We start from the raw sequence: 15,644 nt of genomic DNA on the forward strand, positions 1-15,644 counted from the left end.
CTTGGGTATCCGACAAGCGATCCAAGCAACACTTCGACTACATACACTCAAACGTTCCAAGGCGGAACAGTAACCGTCACCAACGGAGTCGCACGAGTCCAATAGCTTTCAAAAAGGTTTAGGCTTATTCACGGATATCGTTGGCTTTGTATACAACGTAATTTGACCAATCAATCAACGGAGAGTGGGCGACTTTAGCTGTGTCGAACCAGACGGAGAATAGCGGAGCCGCCGATGAGTTCGGCGCTAACGAATGGATGGTCGAAGAGCTCTATGAGCGCTTCGTCGTTGACAAGAACTCAGTTGATCCCAACTGGTGGCCAACACTGGAGAAGTACGCTGCTAAGTCAGGCTTCACTGCGCCAGCTGCCGCAGCACCTTCTGCCGCAGCACCGGTAACTACCCCTCCCGTCACGGCAACACCAGGCACCGAAACTCAACCTGTAGCTACCACTACCTCACGACCAGCTCAATCAGCACCTATCCCTGCTGATGCACCTGTTATCGCGCAGGATTTCGCCGCTGCAGAATCAGCTGAACAAGACGTTGTGACGATCCTCAAGGGCATGCCCAAGGCTCTGGCAACCAACATGGACCAGTCGTTGACGGTTCCCACAGCTACAAGCGTTCGCGCTATCCCAGCCAAGCTCCTCATTGATAACCGCATTGTTATCAATAACCACCTCAAGCGCACCCGTGGCGGCAAGGTTTCTTTCACCCACATCATTGGCTGGGCACTGGTCCAGGCACTCAAGGCATTCCCCAGCCAGAACGTTTACTACGACGAAGTTGATGGCAAGCCTGCACTTGTTTCCCCAGCGCACGTCACTCTCGGGCTTGCTGTGGACGTGCCCAAGCCAGACGGCTCTCGTGCCCTGATGGTTCCTGGCATCAAGCGTGCTGACACCATGACTTTTGGCGAGTTCCTTGCCGCATATGAAGACCTAGTGGTCAAGGCTCGCACCAACAAGCTTGCTGCTGAAGACTTCCAGGGAATCACCGTTTCTCTGACTAACCCAGGTGGAATTGGAACCGTTCACTCGGTTCCTCGTCTCATGCGTGGACAGGGCTGCATCATTGGTGCAGGTGCTTTGGATTACCCTGCTGAGTTCCAAGGTGCGAGTGAAGAAACTCTCATCGAGATGGCCATCAGCAAAGTCTTGACCTTGACCAGCACTTACGACCACCGCGTCATCCAGGGTGCCGGTTCTGGTGAATTCCTCAAGATTGTGCACGAGTTGCTTATCGGTCAACGGAATTTCTACGAAGACATCTTTGCTGCACTTCGCATCCCCTACGTCCCGATCCACTGGGGCGTTGACGTAAGCGTTAACCGTGGTTCAGCCATCGACAAAACTGCCCGTGTACAGGAGCTCATCAACGCCTACCGCGTTCGTGGCCACCTCATGGCAGACATCGATCCTCTTGAGTACAAGCAGCGCACTCACCCGGACCTCGAAATTGAGAACCACGGCCTGACCTTCTGGGACCTTGACCGTGAATTTGTTACCGGTGGCATTGGCGGAACCCGCACCGCTCCCCTGCGTAAGGTTCTCGGAATCCTGCGTGACTCCTACTGTCGCACTGTTGGTCTGGAATACATGCACATCCAGGACCCCGAACAGCGCAAGTGGATTCAAGAAAAGGTCGAGAGACCCTACGAAAAGCCTGGCCACGATGAGCAAATGCGCATTCTGGGCAAGCTCAACGAAGCAGAAGCCTTCGAAACCTTCCTCCAGACCAAATATGTAGGCCAGAAGCGCTTCAGCCTCGAAGGTGGAGAGTCAGTTATCCCTCTGCTGGATGAAATCCTCCAGGACGCAGCAACTGCTGAGCTTGACGGCGTCGGCATTGGTATGGCCCACCGTGGTCGTCTCAACGTTCTCACCAACATCGCAGGAAAAACCTACGGCCAGATCTTCCGCGAATTCGAAGGAACCCAGGACCCCAAGAGTGTTCAAGGCTCCGGTGACGTGAAGTATCACCTCGGAACCGAAGGTGTCTTCACTTCCGCAGAAGGAAAGACGATTCCTGTCTCTCTCGCTGCGAACCCTTCGCACCTCGAGACTGTGAACTCTGTTCTTCAGGGAATTGTCCGCGCCAAGCAGGACCTCAAACCCATCGGAACCTTCACCACTCTTCCTGTGTTGATTCACGGTGACGCAGCAATGGCAGGTCAGGGTGTTGTACTTGAAGGCTTGCAGATGTCACAGCTGCGCGGTTACCGCATTGGTGGAACCGTACACATCGTGATCAACAACCAGGTTGGTTTCACCACCCTGCCCGAAGCATCACGCACCTCTGTGTATGCAACGGACGTCGCCAAGACCATCCAGGCTCCTATCTGGCACGTCAACGGTGATGACCCCGAGGCTGTAGTCCGCGTCGCACGCTTGGCATTCGAATTCCGCCAGCGTTTCAACAAGGACGTTGTGATTGACCTTGTTTGCTACCGCCGCCGCGGTCACAACGAGGGCGATGACCCATCGATGACGCAGCCATTGATGTACAACCTGATTGAGGCCAAGCGTTCCGTACGTCGTCTCTATACCGAAGCCCTCGTTGGCCGCGGTGATATCACTCAGGATGAGTTCGACAAGGCACAGGGTGACTTCCAGGGCCAGCTCGAGACGGCATTTGCTGAAACTCACGCTGCCCAGACCGGAACCATGTCCACTGTCGGCGCAAATGACACCGTGACTGGTGGCAACCTGCTCGACAACGAAGTGCTTGCTCCCACCACCACTGGTGTGGATGTTTCAGTCATTCACCGCATTGGTGACGCGTTCAACAACGTTCCTGCAGGCTTCACTGTCCACAACAAGCTCCAGCAGCTCCTAGCAAAGCGCCTTGAGATGAGTCGTAACGGCGATATCGACTGGGGCTTTGGTGAACTCCTAGCCTTTGGTTCTCTCCTTCTTGAAGGAAAGCCTGTTCGTCTCACCGGTCAGGATGTGCGCCGCGGAACCTTCGTTCAGCGTCACGCCGTCTTCCACGACCGTGAGAACGGTCAGGAATGGCTGCCTCTTCTCAACCTCAGCGAAGACCAGGGCCGTTTCTGGATCTACGACTCACTCCTCAGCGAGTATGCGGTTCTCGGCTACGAGTACGGCTACTCAGTCCAGCGTGAAGATGCTTTGGTCATGTGGGAAGCACAGTTCGGTGACTTTGCCGACGGTGCTCAGACAGTAATCGACGAATATATCTCTGCTTCCGAGCAGAAGTGGGGACAGCGTTCCTCCGTCGTCATGCTTCTTCCCCACGGCTACGAAGGACAGGGTCCTGACCACTCCTCAGCACGTATTGAGCGCTTCTTGCAGCTCTGTGCTGAGGACAACATGGTTGTGGCTCGTCCTTCAACACCTGCTTCGTACTTCCACTTGCTGCGCCGTCAGGCATACAGCAAGCCACGTAAGCCACTGATTGTCTTCACCCCCAAGGCCATGCTCCGCCTCCGCGGCGCATCCAGCAATGTTGAAGACTTCACCAACGGTGTTTTCGAGCCAGTGCTGGATGACCCACGCCAGCTTGACCGCAACGCAGTCAAGCGCGTGATACTCACAGCTGGTAAGCCTTACCACGACCTCGTTGCTGAGTTGGAGAAGTCTCCAAACCCAGCAATCGCTATCGTGCGCCTCGAGCAGTACTACCCAGCTCCTATGCAGCAGCTCAACGAAGTTCTTGCGACCTACCCCAACGCTGAGTTGGTCTGGTACCAGGACGAGCCTGCTAACCAGGGTGCATGGCCATTTATGCTTCTCGAAGTATCACCACGTCTTGAAGGTCGCGTTCTGCGTAACGTTTCTCGCCCCGCTTCAGCATCTCCTGCTGTGGGATCTGCGAAGCGTCACGCTGTTGAAGCTGCAGAGATTCTCCAAAGAGCAATTCAGCTCTAGTAATTTATCTTCCGAAAATCAAGGAAAGTTTCTTAGGAGAGCCAGCTTTTCGTGAAGTTTCCGGAAATATATTGATCATCTCAGAATCAGTTCTGGGTAATTCCTATCCAGAAACCTCATCTAAGTAGATGGTCCGATATTGGCAACCTCAACAGCTATCCGCTCAAGCCGAGTAAGGCGAGCTAGATCTTTCTTCGAGTGAAGTGCGGAAGAAATTTCGCCTCGATATAGCTGAGAAAATTGCTCAGTCCATCTTTGCTGAATCCACCGTAGCGAGTACCATCTGAGCCAGATACGCCTTCGATTTTCGGAATTTCTCTGAACCTTTGAACCCTAAGTTGTTTTGAATACTCCCCCATAATTATCCGGTTCCCGAGAACATGCTCTAAATAGCGTTGCGGATCTGCGTCATCGGTCTCGGAACTCATTGACGTGAAATTTTGTTGCCACGTCTTGAGAGTTGTAGAGAAAACTCTTGTATCGGAAGTAGACCTATCCATCGAGCGCCTTATTGTGATGCTGTTTGGATTTTGGGTAATTAATATTTTCTCGGCGTTAGGAATTATTAGCTTGCCAGTAGCTTTATGTATCGTGGCGTCGGCATTTACAAGTACTTCAAGTTGATTGACAACATAATCCATGCATGCCGACTCAAGCGCGCCCTTGCCCAGCTTGTGGAGTTCTGACGGTGGTGTGAATGAGTAAAAAAGAACCTTATCTTGATCAAGAACGTCAAATAAAGAAGAAAGTGGCTCTCCTGTGGTTTCAACCACAACTAATTTTGAACCTATTTGTTCAGCAACTGACAACCAATTCTTCAGAGCTGGTTTGTACAAGCTCAGTCGCACTTCGGGCGTTAAGGCAACGAATGGAACTTCTTTACGAGGATTTACCGCTGCAGTTAAGACGATAAATGAATCTGTATTCACAAGTTCATACTAGTGTTGCTGGATTCTTCGTAATTTGGCGAGAACTTCACGTCTCAGTTCTTCTGGTGCCGTCTCTTCACACGCACGCTTCACAGCTTCGGTCAGCACAACACCGACGCGGTGCTCGTCTGAGCAATCAACGCAATTCTCCATGTGTGCCCGAATATCTGAAGCTTCTTCGCTACATAATTCGTTGTGGAGATACTCCTCAAGGTCCTTCTTGGCCTTTTCGCAACCACAGTCACCCATTACTTGCCCTTTCCAATGCCTTGCTCACGTGCATAATCAGCTAATTGTTCGCGGAGAAGCTTTCTTCCGCGGTGAAGTCTGCTCATGACCGTTCCCGTGGGAGTGTCCATGATGTCTGCTACCTCTTGGTAGCTATATCCCTCAACATCAACCAAATAGACAGCAGCTCTGAAGTCTTCTGGGATTCCCTGCAAAGCATCTTTGACCGCACTTGCAGGCAAGTGATCAATTGCTTCTGCCTCGGCAGAACGGCTGGAAGTAGCCGTTCTGCTCTCTGCATCTGCGAGTTGCCAGTCTTCTAATTCCTCAAGTGGTGAGTAAAAGGGCTGGTTCTGGAGCTTGCGGTATTGGTTGATGTAGGTGTTCTCAAGAATGCGGTGAAGCCAGGCTTTGATGTTTGTTCCTTGTTGGAACTGATCAAAGGCAGCAAAGGCCTTGAGATAGGTTTCTTGCACCAAATCATTGGCGTCTACGCGGTTACCTGTCTTCCGCATGGCGTGGGCATAGAGCTTGTCAATATGCTCCATGGCCTGTTCTTCAAACAGTGCGCTTTTGGCAGAGGGTGCGGTAGTCATCTGTTGTAAGCCTACGCCTGCCCTGTCCAACGTGACGGAACCTGCCATAACCGCCCACTCCTCTGCTAAATCCTCGATAACCTAGAACAAATGTTGACCTCTCCTTATTCCCGGCCTGAATTTGACCCTTACGGGTCAAACGACGTCCCCGACGGAGATACAGGCCACTGGAAGGCCCCCTTGGCAGGCCACCCTGTCACAGGTGAGCTTCAAATCCCGGGTTCCAAGTCGTTGACTAACCGTGAACTTGTTCTTGCAGCATTTGCAGACGGTCCCTCCACAATCAAGCGCCCGCTTCACTCCCGAGATAGTCGACTCATGATTGAAGCGCTCAAGTCTTTAGGTGCGGAAATCTTAGAAGTACCAGGAGAAGGTGCTTTCGGCCCCGATTGGAAGATCACCCCTGGTGAATTGATTGGATCAACCACCATTGATTGTGGTCTTGCTGGAACCGTCATGCGCTTTATGCCTCCACTGGCATCTTTAGCCTTGGGTCCCACCACTTTTGACGGCGATGAAGGTGCTCGTCGACGCCCGATGGCAACGACCATCTCATCTTTGCGTGCACTCGGTGTTGACGTCGCAGATGAAGGCCGCGGAAGCTTGCCGTTCACCGTTCATGGAACTGGGAACGTAGCCGGCGGTGCACTCACCATTGATGCCTCGAGTTCCAGCCAGTTTGTCTCAGGCCTCTTGCTTTCTGCCGCTCGCTTTGAGAATGGACTCGATCTCACTCACTCTGGTGAGCGACTCCCCAGCCTCCCCCACATCGAGATGACTATTGAGGTGCTCCGTGCTCGTGGAGTCGAGGTTGACAGCCCTGAAGTTGGCCGCTGGATAGTCAAGCCTGGACCCATTACTGCCGTTGATGTTCATATTGAGCCAGATCTCTCCAACGCGGCTCCTTTCCTGTCAGCTGCGGTTGTGACTGGTGGTTCTGTCACGATTTCTGGTTGGCCAAGCGAAACTACTCAGGTGGGCAATGACTTACTTGAGATCTTGCCACTCTTCGGTGCGACCGTCTCTCGCAATGGTGACAAGGTGACCGTCATGGGAAAGCGTGACGAAGTAGGAAACCCTGTGGTTCACGGCATCACACTAGACCTAACTACTGGCGGCGAACTTGCCCCTGCAATCGTGGCAATTGCTGCTCTGGCAACTACTCCCAGCACGATCACTGGCATTGGGCACATTCGCCACCACGAGACCGATCGCCTTGCTGCACTTGCCAACGAAATCAACAAACTAGGTGGCAAGGTTACTGAGCTCGAAGACGGGCTCCAAATTGAACCCGCCGAACTCCATGGCGGTGTGTGGCTGAGCTATGAAGATCACCGCATGGCAACCTCAGGAGCCATCATTGGTCTAGTTGTACCTGGTGTTGAAGTTGAGAACATCGGCACTACGTCCAAGACGTTGCCCGAATTCCCTGAACTCTGGACTGGCCTTGCGGAGTCTTCTCAATCATGAGTTGGTGGTCTGCAAACTCTGACGAGAACTCACTCGGTGAGCAATACGACGAGTCAGACATTCGGATTCGTCCGAACCCCAAAGCAAACAAGCCACGAACAAAAACCCGTCCCGACCACGCGGACGCCGTCACCGGAATGGTGACAGGCGTTGACCGTGGCAGATATACCGTGCTCATCAATGAGATTCCCGTCACGTGCTCTCGAGCCCGTGAACTCAGTAAGAATGCCATTGTTATTGGTGACTTCGTCAACGTCGTTGGCGATGTCACCGGTGAGCCCGGCAGCCTTGCACGCATTGTTCGCGTAGAACCCAGAAGCACCATTCTTCGCCGAAGTGCAGATGACACTGACGCGGTAGAACGCGTCATTGTTGCTAACGCAGACCAACTTCTCATTGTGATTGCTGCAGCTAACCCTGAGCCTCGGGTTCGTTTGGTAGACCGCTATCTCGTTGCTGCTTTTGATGCAGGAATTAAGCCACTTATTGTCATCACGAAGTGCGATACTCAAGACCCATCAGAGTTCTTGGCCAACTTTGCTGGACTTGATGTTCCTATCTTCCGAAGTGGCACTGACCAGGTTCCTCTTGAGGAGCTCCAGCAGGCCCTCACAGGTCACACAACAGTGGCTGTGGGCCACTCAGGTGTGGGTAAGTCCACGCTGGTCAACGTGCTTGTTCCGGGAGCACACCGCGCCACTGGCCATGTCAACGAAGTGACCGGCCGCGGTCGTCACACATCGAGCTCAAGTATCTGTTTCAAGCTGGAGTCCCCTTTCGGTAACGGCTGGATTATTGACACCCCCGGTATTCGTTCATTCGGCCTCGGGCACGTCAACCCTGACAACATCTTGGGCTCTTTCAGCGACTTAACTGAACTAGTTGAGAAATGTCCACGTGGATGCTCGCACCTTTCTGACGCTCCAGATTGCGCACTTAATGAAGCTCTTGCAGATGGAATACTTGGAGCTAAAGGCGCTCACAGAATTGATTCGTTACAGCGCCTGCTTATGACGTTTAAATCTCTTTAGAGTTCGGGGAATTGTGAGAGTTTTAGTAACAGGTGGTGCCGGGTACATTGGCTCTCACACAGTGTTAGCACTGCTAGAACAAGAACATATCCCTGTCGTCGTTGACAACCTGAGCAACAGTTCAATTGAGTCCCTGAACAGAGTCTCTGAGATCACAGGCAAACCAATTGAGTTTCACAACATTGATTTATGCGATGAGCACGCGTTCCATTCGTTTATGCGGGAGCAATCATTTGATGCCATCTTGCATTTTGCTGGATTTAAGGCAGTCGGTGAATCAGTTGCCAACCCGTTGAAATATTACAAAAACAACATCGGATCCACTGTTTCGCTTCTCAAAGCAATCAATGCCTCGACGAGCACATCTCCCCCAAAAGTGATTTTCAGCTCTTCAGCAACGGTATACGGAAGTTCAACAGAACTCCCTCTAACCGAAACATCCAAGACCGGCGATGGTATTACCAACCCTTACGGTTACACAAAATTTGTGTGTGAACGCATCCTCACAGACACCGTTGCCGCCAATCCTGCTTTCCAGGCGATTGCGTTGCGATACTTCAACCCCATTGGTGCCCACGAAAGCGGCAGGATCGGTGAAGATCCAGCAGGGATTCCCGACAATCTGGCGCCCTTCATTACCCAGGTGGCATCCGGGAAGCTCTCTGAACTCTCCGTCTTCGGTGACGACTACGACACTGCAGACGGCACCGGTATTCGCGACTATATCCACGTGATGGACGTTGCCGAAGGTCACGTAGCTGCACTAGGTGTTTCAGAACCAGGGTTCCACGCCATTAACCTTGGAACTGGACAAGGAACAACCGTATTTGAACTCCTCACGGCCTTTGAAGCTGTAGTTGGAAGCCCTATTCCTTATGCAGTCACTCCACGTCGACCTGGCGACATTGCTGAGTGTTATGCAGATACTTCATTGGCAAAGAAGCTGTTGGGTTGGTCTTCAACTCGTGATATTTCAAAAGCTTGTGCGGATGCGTGGAGATGGCAGTCCCAAAACCCTCAAGGTTACTAATCAGCTAGAAAGATACTGCTGAAGTCTCTCTTGCCAAGTGGCTGGAGTAAATCCTGTGCTTGTGATCTTTGACAGATCAAGCGTGCTGTTTTTCGGACGAGGAGCAATTCCCTCTTTTCCTGCGAAGTAATCTTCGGTAGTGACTCCGGTGACATCTGCAGGATTGTGCCCTGTCAGCTCATAAACTTGTGCTGCAATATCTGCCCAGCTAGAAGCTGGGCCTTCGTTGCTGAGGTTGTATGTTCCACAGGCAGGCTTCTCGCTGAGCAAGTGATGGATTCCAGCCGCGAGATCTTGGGTAAAGGTTAAACGTCCAATCTGGTCGTTCACTACTGATGGCTTAATCCCCCGTTCTGCGAGTGAAGCCATAGTGCGCACAAAGTTGTTGCCTTCGCCAATAACCCAGCTCGTTCGAACAATGTAGTGCTGAGGGACGGTTGCGACGAGGGCATCTGCTGCGGCCTTAGTTTGCCCGTAAACGCCCAACGGACTAAACGCTACATCTTCTCCATATGGCGAGGGGGAAGTTCCATCAAACACGTAATCGCTGGAAACGTGAACTAACGTCAAACTATTTTGAGTGCAAGCCTGGGCAAGCCAGCCGACTGCTGTGACGTTTGTTAGCCATGCAGCGGTTCTTCCCTCTGCGCTCTCCGCGGTGTCAACCGCGGTGAAAGCAGAGGCATTGATGACTGTTGCATACTGCTTCCAAGGGAAATTCTTGTATGCAGCTTCATCAGTCACATCGAACTCTGCACGTGTAAGGAAGTCAGCTTCAGGCATGGCTTTTCGGAGAGCCAAACCAAGCTGACCATTTGCCCCCAGAACCAAAGTCTTCTTTGCCTTCATAGGGACTACGGCTTCAAGACGAGGGTGTGCCTGGTCTTTTTCAGACAGAAGAGCATTCTCTAGTGGAATCGGCCACTGAATCGCTGCGGTTTCGTCTGCCAAGTTGAGGAAAGTGTACTCAGCGCTAGGACTCCAGTGGTTATTGACCAAGTAAACATATGCAGTGTCTGCTTCCATAGTTTGGTAGGAGTTTGCAACACCACGAGGAACAAAGATCGCCTTTGATGCATCAAGTTCAGCTGTGAAGACAGCACCGAAGGTATCTCCCTCACGAAGATCAACCCACGCACCAAATATCTTGCCTGTAGCAACAGAAACGTACTTATCCCAGGGCTCCGCGTGGATGCCGCGAGTAGTTCCAACTTCATCGTTGAAAGAGATGTTGTTCTGAACCGGGCCTAGGTCAGGCAAACCTGCAGCAACCATTTTCTCTCGCTGCCAGTTCTCTTTGAACCAGCCTCGAGAGTCTCCGTGAACGGGGAGGTCAAGAATTAGGAGACCAGGAATGCTGGTCTCCTGGATTCCTAGTGCTTTGCCAAACTCGGTCATTACTGGCCTTTAGAAGCGTAGAAAGCCTCGGTAGCGTCCTTAGTAGGCGCCCACCATGCTTCGTTTGATTTGTACCAATCTATGGTCGCCGCAATACCTGACTCGAAGTCTGCGTGGCTTGGCTTCCAGCCGAGCTCCGTGCGGAGCTTGGTTGAATCAATGGCGTAACGAAGGTCGTGACCCGGGCGGTCCGTGACGTGGTCATAGGCGTCAGCTGGCTGCCCCATTGTGGTGAGGATGAGTTCAACAACGTCTTTGTTGTTCTTTTCTCCGTCAGCACCAATGAGGTAAGTCTCACCGAGCACACCTTTGTCCACGATGGTCATCACTGCGCTCGAGTGATCATCAGCGTGAATCCAGTCGCGGACGTTCTCCCCTGCTCCATAAAGCTTGGGTCGAACACCACGAATCACGTTCGTGATTTGGCGAGGAATGAACTTTTCAACGTGCTGGTAAGGCCCATAGTTGTTCGAGCAGTTCGAAATCGTTGCTCGAACACCAAAAGAACGAACCCAAGCCCGGACAAGAAGGTCGCTGCCTGCCTTAGTTGAAGAGTAAGGGCTAGAAGGGTTGTATGGGGTGGATTCGCTGAAGCGTTCCGGATCATCCAGCTCAAGGTCGCCATAAACCTCATCCGTCGAGATGTGGTGAAGTCTGGTGTCATACTTACGCGCTGCTTCGAGCAGCGTGTAAGTACCAATGATGTTGGTCTCAAGGAATGGACGTGGGTTATCCAACGAGTTGTCGTTGTGAGACTCAGCTGCGTAGTGAACAACTGTGTCGTTCTTGCTAAACAGTTCATCTACTAGCTCAGCGTCACGGATGTCTCCATGAACAAAAGCGAATCGGTTCGAAGGAAGATCAACAAGAGACGCCTTGTTCCCTGCATAGGTAAGGGAGTCAAGAACAGTGACTTCGTGGTCAGTGTTGTCCATGAGGTAGTGCACAAAGTTAGAACCGATGAAGCCTGCTCCACCTGTAACGAGAATCTTGCTCACAAAAACACCTCAACTTACTCAATACGTCTGAAATGACAGTTTATCTTGGACAAGATGGCTAGAACGCTCAGCAAATGAGGAATAACCTGTTCTTATGACTACACGCCTTGAAGCAGGACAACTGGCTCCTTCGTTTACACTTCCAGACCAGAACGGTAACCCCGTCAGCCTTTCTGACTATGCAGGCAAGAAAGTCATCTTGTACTTTTACCCCGCAGCGTCGACCCCTGGCTGTACCAAGCAGGCATGTGACTTCCGCGACAGCCTTGCTTCACTAGCAACTTCCGGTTACGTCGTGCTAGGTGTTTCCAAGGATGCACCGGCCAAGTTGAAGAAGTTCGAAACCAACGAAAGCCTTACTTTCCCTCTTCTGAGCGACCCTGAGCTCACCGTCCACAAGGCATATGCCACCTACGGTGAAAAGTCGATGTATGGAAAGACGGTAATGGGTGTTATTCGCTCAACCTTCGTCATTGACGAAGCAGGAAAGATCGAGCTTCCCCTCTACAACGTGAAGGCAACCGGTCACGTCGCAAGCCTCAAGGGCAAGCTGGGACTGGCTTAGAACCTACTTCTCTGCTGTCATCGCAGTGATGACGGGGCGAGTAAACAGCAGAACAGCGGTGCCAACTGCAAAGACTATGAGCAGCCATCCCACCGGCTGCCAATCCTGAATTCCTTGAATGAATGACGTTGCAACTGCAAATTGAAGGATCTGCCAGGTCACTATTGCCCCTCGAGTCCACGACTGTGTTCTAAATGTCCCAATTGCTGTAGCAACAAGGCCAATGGCGATAACTAACGTGATGGCAAAGATCACAATTGCACCAGAGAGATTCTCCGGGGTTTCTAAGAAGATTCTGCTCAGAAAATAGATAGCGCCAGCAGTAACGAGTAATGCTTCGATACTCACCAAAACACCAAGCAACGCAACTAAGGGGCTACGGCGCGTCTGCTCGTGACCATTTGAGCCCGAGTTTGTGGGGTTTTGAGGCATATTTTCTGTCATATCCAGCATTTCTTTGAAAAAAGTCTTGACCTTAACTTGAAGGCGTGTAACCATTATCTAAGTCGATAAGCCCCTACGTCGTTGTGGGCAAGCAAATATTCGCTCTGAATATTGTTTGGGACTGGCTCTCGACACGCATTCGTTTATTAGTCCGAATGCATCTTCACTTGGTTTTCCCATGCCCACAAACAAGGAGTATCCCCATGGATTGGCGTAATGACGCAGCTTGCCTCACGGTAGACCCAGAGCTGTTCTTTCCAGTAGGCAACACAGGCCCCGCCGTCGACCAGATCGACAAGGCAAAGGTTGTGTGCTCTCGCTGCACCGTCACCGAGATGTGCCTTCAGTACGCGCTTGAGACCGGTCAGGACTCCGGCGTATGGGGTGGCCTCAGCGAAGACGAGCGTCGCGCGCTCAAGCGTCGCGCAGCACGTGCACGTCGCGCGAGCTAATTAGCTTTCCAAAACGAAACCCCCTCCAGTATTTCTGGAGGGGGTTTCGTTGTTAACCAAGCATTAGTTGCACTGAGCCAGCGCTAAAGATTCATTCAAGTATTTTGTTAGTGCTTCATTGCCATGGCCTGTGCGTGCTTTGACAGACTCCTCAGTTGCTGTTGCCATACCAAAATAGCTATTGATGCCGACACAGTCTCCGGCATTAGTCATACGATCAATTTCACCCTGAGTTCCTGGGTCATAATCCGCCCAAATGACCTCGGTTCGTGCGGCTGAAGGAGATGGCGAAGAAGAGTTTGCCGGACTAGGCGTAGCTGAACTCTCTGCTGCAATCGAAGCCTTTGCTTCTGAAATAGTTTCTGCAGGGTTTGGAGAATTTGCCTGCTTCCCGGCTGGAAAGTTTCCACAGGAAGTCAATGTGAGCGTAATTGCTAGCATGCCAACCGGAAAAAGAATTTTGTTCACACTCAACGATTACACATGTTTCCTTCGAACTGGCTGAATTTAAGTGCGGCGGACAAGATTCTTTGCAGACTGATTATTTCCCTCACCACTCGGAATTATCAGCAAATTGATTGAAATTCCTAGAGTTAGTAGTTCACCAATGTTGCGAAAAGTAAGAATACTCATTTCCAGAGGGTGAAGCTCAAGCAGTCCGTTGTAGAGGTACGGGTACAACGCTTGAGTAAGAGCTGCTAATACCAATGCAATGACAGCTGGAGCCAAGAACCGCTTTTGTTCTAGTACTAACCCAGCAATGATTGGTGCTGCCAGCCAGCCGATGTATTGGGGCGATCCCACTTTGTTGAAGACGATGAGCACCACGGTCAACGTCAGCGCAACGGCAGGAAGAACATGGCTTGGACTTGTGCCCTTCCGGTGGAGCCAGATTCCCCACCCGAGGGTTCCGAGGAATCCCAGTCCGAGGAGGACTGAGGAAAGGTCTGCAACAATTCCTGTTCCATCCCCCATGATTTGGAAAGTCAGAATGAGATTGTCGTAGTAAACCGCATAACCCTGCTCATGGAATGCAGCAAGCCAGAGGAATGGAGTTGCAAGTGGGGCTTCTATCTGAAGTCCGCGGCCAGTTTGTTCCCCCAGGAAGCTGAAAATGTTTGCAGCGCCGCCCAGGATGATCGCAATCAGAATTATGGAAGTAGACGTGACGACTACCGAAATCAAAACTGTTTTGCGCTTGTTGACTGCAACGAGTACTGCCGCAATAAGTGCAGCAGGCCACACTTTGATCCAGGTTGCGAAGGTCAGCAGAGCCCCTGCAACAGCAGGGCGCTGAACAGCAGCCAGAAGTCCAACTACCGCTAACGGGGTGACAATGCTGTCCAACCGAGAAACAGAAATAGGCCCCAGCAAAAGTAGGAAAGCTAACCACCACCAGGCAGCTTTGCGTTGAAGTTCATTTCTCCTGGTCCCGCCAGCTGAATACATGAGGAAGGCGAAGGCACCGGCATTGATCAGAGTGACCAACATGATCCAGCCGAAGGCATATAGTCCTGGGCCCGCAATTAGAGGCAGAAGGATTGGAATCAATGCGGCAGCCGGATATACCCACTGCGTGTCCAAACCAACAATTCCTGCACCACCAGCTGCTTGGCCTGCCCAAAACTCATAAACAAAACTGACATCGCCGTAGGGAACGGCTTCAGCAATGTAGCCCTGCCAACCTAGCCAGATACTTAGAACGCCAAAGGCCATCCATAACAACACAGAGTTGTATCCAAAGTGTTTTGGATTCATGGTTAGTTATCGCTTCCAGCGAGCAAATCAACAACCACTTGGCTAACCTTCTCCGCAACATCAAGTGCAGGGAATGGCCCCTCTTCAGATGCAAGCTCAGCTGCCTTGCCATGGAGATACACACCTGTCGCAGCTAACTCTGCAAGTTCTTGCATCGACGGGATTCGTTTCACGGAGTGAGTAGTAACTACTGCTCCGATTACTCCTGCAAGAACATCGCCTGTGCCAGCGGTTGCGAGCCAGGAAGTGGGGGAAGTCACTTTCACCATGAATCTTCCGCCGCTAGGTTCCTCTGGCGTAACAACAAGCGTTTCATGTCCCTTGAGCACAACAACGACACCAAGATGATCTGCAGCTCTCGCGGCCCATTCTTGTCTCGTTTGGTCGCCTTGTGGGATAAGTCGCTCTAACTCCCTCTCATGAGGAGTAATGATTGCTGGCGCTGTGACATGGCCAAGGAAACCTAAACCGCCAGCATCGAGAACCACAGGTTGTAATCCAAGAACAGCTTGGGCGAGAGCTGGCAGATCTGGGTTGAGATCTGGTGAAGCTTCCATGCCAGAACCGACCAACCAAGCATCGACGTCCCCAGAAACGGTCACCGTTTCAGGCCGGCGTGCCAAGACGAGTTCAGCTGGTGATTTCTCCCCTAGAAACCGAACCATTCCGATGCCCGTTCGGTGAGCTGCTTCAACACCGAGCACAGCAGCGCCTGGGTATTTCTCTGAACCCGTGACAACTCCTAGAACGCCGTGGGTGTATTTGTTGTCTTGGGGTCCAGGAACACGAATATGGCGCGCTGCGTCAGCAGCTCCCCATTCTCGTATCTGTTCCGTCATGACTTATTCC

At 51.8% G+C, this 15,644-nt stretch carries 16 protein-coding genes; 7 read left to right on the forward strand and 9 right to left on the reverse strand.

What is annotated here, in order from left to right; genetic code table 11:
* Nucleotides 1-105, forward strand: a 105-nt coding sequence (locus tag M2118_RS08890) for a hypothetical protein (protein ID WP_432418403.1), incomplete at its 5' end; no start/stop codon positions are given.
* A 152-nt stretch (nucleotides 106-257) separates the two neighbouring features.
* Nucleotides 258-3,896, forward strand: a complete 3,639-nt coding sequence (locus M2118_RS08140) for a multifunctional oxoglutarate decarboxylase/oxoglutarate dehydrogenase thiamine pyrophosphate-binding subunit/dihydrolipoyllysine-residue succinyltransferase subunit (RefSeq protein WP_432418404.1) — start codon at nucleotides 258-260, stop codon at nucleotides 3,894-3,896.
* A 182-nt stretch (nucleotides 3,897-4,078) separates the two neighbouring features.
* Here the strand turns inward: M2118_RS08140 and M2118_RS08145 are convergent, their stop codons facing one another.
* From M2118_RS08145 to M2118_RS08155, 3 genes are read right to left on the reverse strand one after another with little or no spacing between them, the layout of a single operon-like run.
* On the reverse strand, nucleotides 4,079-4,825 hold the full coding sequence (locus M2118_RS08145) for a hypothetical protein (protein ID WP_280795451.1): 747 nt from the start codon (nucleotides 4,823-4,825) through the stop codon (nucleotides 4,079-4,081).
* 9 nt (nucleotides 4,826-4,834) lie between these two features.
* Complete coding sequence (locus tag M2118_RS08150) at nucleotides 4,835-5,074, reverse strand: zf-HC2 domain-containing protein (RefSeq protein ID WP_280795452.1); 240 nt, start codon at nucleotides 5,072-5,074, stop codon at nucleotides 4,835-4,837.
* On the reverse strand, nucleotides 5,074-5,649 hold the full coding sequence (locus M2118_RS08155; protein ID WP_280795453.1) for a sigma-70 family RNA polymerase sigma factor: 576 nt from the start codon (nucleotides 5,647-5,649) through the stop codon (nucleotides 5,074-5,076). Before M2118_RS08155 ends, M2118_RS08150 begins: the two co-directional genes overlap by 1 nt.
* Before the next feature lie 90 nt (nucleotides 5,650-5,739).
* Here M2118_RS08155 and aroA point away from each other — a divergent pair, with 90 nt between their 5' ends.
* From aroA to galE, 3 genes are read left to right on the forward strand one after another with little or no spacing between them, the layout of a single operon-like run.
* Nucleotides 5,740-7,119: a 3-phosphoshikimate 1-carboxyvinyltransferase gene (gene aroA / locus M2118_RS08160; protein ID WP_280795454.1), complete on the forward strand. Its 1,380-nt coding sequence runs from the start codon at nucleotides 5,740-5,742 to the stop codon at nucleotides 7,117-7,119.
* Nucleotides 7,116-8,150 (forward strand): ribosome small subunit-dependent GTPase A, encoded by a 1,035-nt coding sequence (gene rsgA, locus M2118_RS08165; protein WP_280795455.1) that lies wholly within the window; start codon nucleotides 7,116-7,118, stop codon nucleotides 8,148-8,150. The genes aroA and rsgA overlap by 4 nt, the downstream gene beginning before the upstream one ends.
* A 13-nt stretch (nucleotides 8,151-8,163) precedes the next feature.
* Nucleotides 8,164-9,180, forward strand: coding sequence for a UDP-glucose 4-epimerase GalE (galE, locus tag M2118_RS08170; protein WP_280795456.1), 1,017 nt, complete (start codon nucleotides 8,164-8,166; stop codon nucleotides 9,178-9,180).
* Here the strand turns inward: galE and M2118_RS08175 are convergent, their stop codons facing one another.
* A complete protein-coding gene (locus tag M2118_RS08175; protein WP_280795457.1) occupies nucleotides 9,181-10,578 on the reverse strand; it encodes a bifunctional dTDP-4-dehydrorhamnose 3,5-epimerase family protein/NAD(P)-dependent oxidoreductase in 1,398 nt (465 codons plus the stop codon). It lies immediately after the preceding gene.
* A complete protein-coding gene (gene rfbB / locus M2118_RS08180; protein ID WP_280795458.1) occupies nucleotides 10,578-11,576 on the reverse strand; it encodes a dTDP-glucose 4,6-dehydratase in 999 nt (332 codons plus the stop codon). Before rfbB ends, M2118_RS08175 begins: the two co-directional genes overlap by 1 nt.
* Before the next feature lie 94 nt (nucleotides 11,577-11,670).
* On the opposite strand from rfbB, the gene bcp reads away from it, so the two are divergent.
* A complete protein-coding gene (gene bcp / locus M2118_RS08185) occupies nucleotides 11,671-12,141 on the forward strand; it encodes a thioredoxin-dependent thiol peroxidase (RefSeq protein WP_280795459.1) in 471 nt (156 codons plus the stop codon).
* A 3-nt stretch (nucleotides 12,142-12,144) separates the two neighbouring features.
* Here bcp and M2118_RS08190 read toward each other — a convergent pair whose 3' ends face one another.
* Entirely contained in the window at nucleotides 12,145-12,639 is a 495-nt protein-coding gene (locus M2118_RS08190) for a hypothetical protein (RefSeq protein WP_280795460.1), read from the reverse strand.
* 149 nt (nucleotides 12,640-12,788) lie between these two features.
* On the opposite strand from M2118_RS08190, the gene M2118_RS08195 reads away from it, so the two are divergent.
* Nucleotides 12,789-13,037 carry a WhiB family transcriptional regulator gene (locus M2118_RS08195; protein ID WP_096380259.1) on the forward strand — a complete coding sequence of 83 codons (249 nt, stop codon included), beginning with the start codon at nucleotides 12,789-12,791 and terminating at the stop codon, nucleotides 13,035-13,037.
* Nucleotides 13,038-13,100: 63 nt separating this feature from the next.
* On the opposite strand, the gene M2118_RS08200 is transcribed toward M2118_RS08195, so the two are convergent.
* From M2118_RS08200 to M2118_RS08210, 3 genes are read right to left on the reverse strand one after another with little or no spacing between them, the layout of a single operon-like run.
* The gene (locus tag M2118_RS08200; RefSeq protein WP_280795461.1) at nucleotides 13,101-13,511 is read right to left on the reverse strand and encodes a hypothetical protein; all 411 of its coding nucleotides are present in this window, start codon (nucleotides 13,509-13,511) and stop codon (nucleotides 13,101-13,103) included.
* Between the two features lie 33 nt (nucleotides 13,512-13,544).
* A complete protein-coding gene (locus tag M2118_RS08205; protein WP_280795462.1) occupies nucleotides 13,545-14,795 on the reverse strand; it encodes a hypothetical protein in 1,251 nt (416 codons plus the stop codon).
* 2 nt (nucleotides 14,796-14,797) lie between these two features.
* Nucleotides 14,798-15,634, reverse strand: a complete 837-nt coding sequence (locus tag M2118_RS08210; RefSeq protein ID WP_280795463.1) for an ADP-dependent NAD(P)H-hydrate dehydratase — start codon at nucleotides 15,632-15,634, stop codon at nucleotides 14,798-14,800.
* Nucleotides 15,635-15,644: the final 10 nt, after the last annotated feature.

Origin of the sequence: Aurantimicrobium minutum (assembly GCF_029892845.1) — a bacterium.
Classification (GTDB): Bacteria; Actinomycetota; Actinomycetes; order Actinomycetales; family Microbacteriaceae; genus Aurantimicrobium; species Aurantimicrobium minutum_B.

Coding starts and splice junctions, on each gene's coding strand:
- M2118_RS08190 (WP_280795460.1), bottom strand. CDS start 12,639: ATGGTTACACGCCTTCAAGTTAAGGTCAAGACTTTTTTCAAAGAAATG.
- aroA (WP_280795454.1), top strand. CDS start 5,740: ATGTTGACCTCTCCTTATTCCCGGCCTGAATTTGACCCTTACGGGTCA.
- M2118_RS08210 (WP_280795463.1), bottom strand. CDS start 15,634: ATGACGGAACAGATACGAGAATGGGGAGCTGCTGACGCAGCGCGCCAT.
- M2118_RS08195 (WP_096380259.1), top strand. CDS start 12,789: ATGGATTGGCGTAATGACGCAGCTTGCCTCACGGTAGACCCAGAGCTG.
- M2118_RS08205 (WP_280795462.1), bottom strand. CDS start 14,795: ATGAATCCAAAACACTTTGGATACAACTCTGTGTTGTTATGGATGGCC.
- M2118_RS08175 (WP_280795457.1), bottom strand. CDS start 10,578: ATGACCGAGTTTGGCAAAGCACTAGGAATCCAGGAGACCAGCATTCCT.
- M2118_RS08155 (WP_280795453.1), bottom strand. CDS start 5,649: ATGACTACCGCACCCTCTGCCAAAAGCGCACTGTTTGAAGAACAGGCC.
- M2118_RS08140 (WP_432418404.1), top strand. CDS start 258: ATGGTCGAAGAGCTCTATGAGCGCTTCGTCGTTGACAAGAACTCAGTT.
- rsgA (WP_280795455.1), top strand. CDS start 7,116: ATGAGTTGGTGGTCTGCAAACTCTGACGAGAACTCACTCGGTGAGCAA.
- M2118_RS08150 (WP_280795452.1), bottom strand. CDS start 5,074: ATGGGTGACTGTGGTTGCGAAAAGGCCAAGAAGGACCTTGAGGAGTAT.
- bcp (WP_280795459.1), top strand. CDS start 11,671: ATGACTACACGCCTTGAAGCAGGACAACTGGCTCCTTCGTTTACACTT.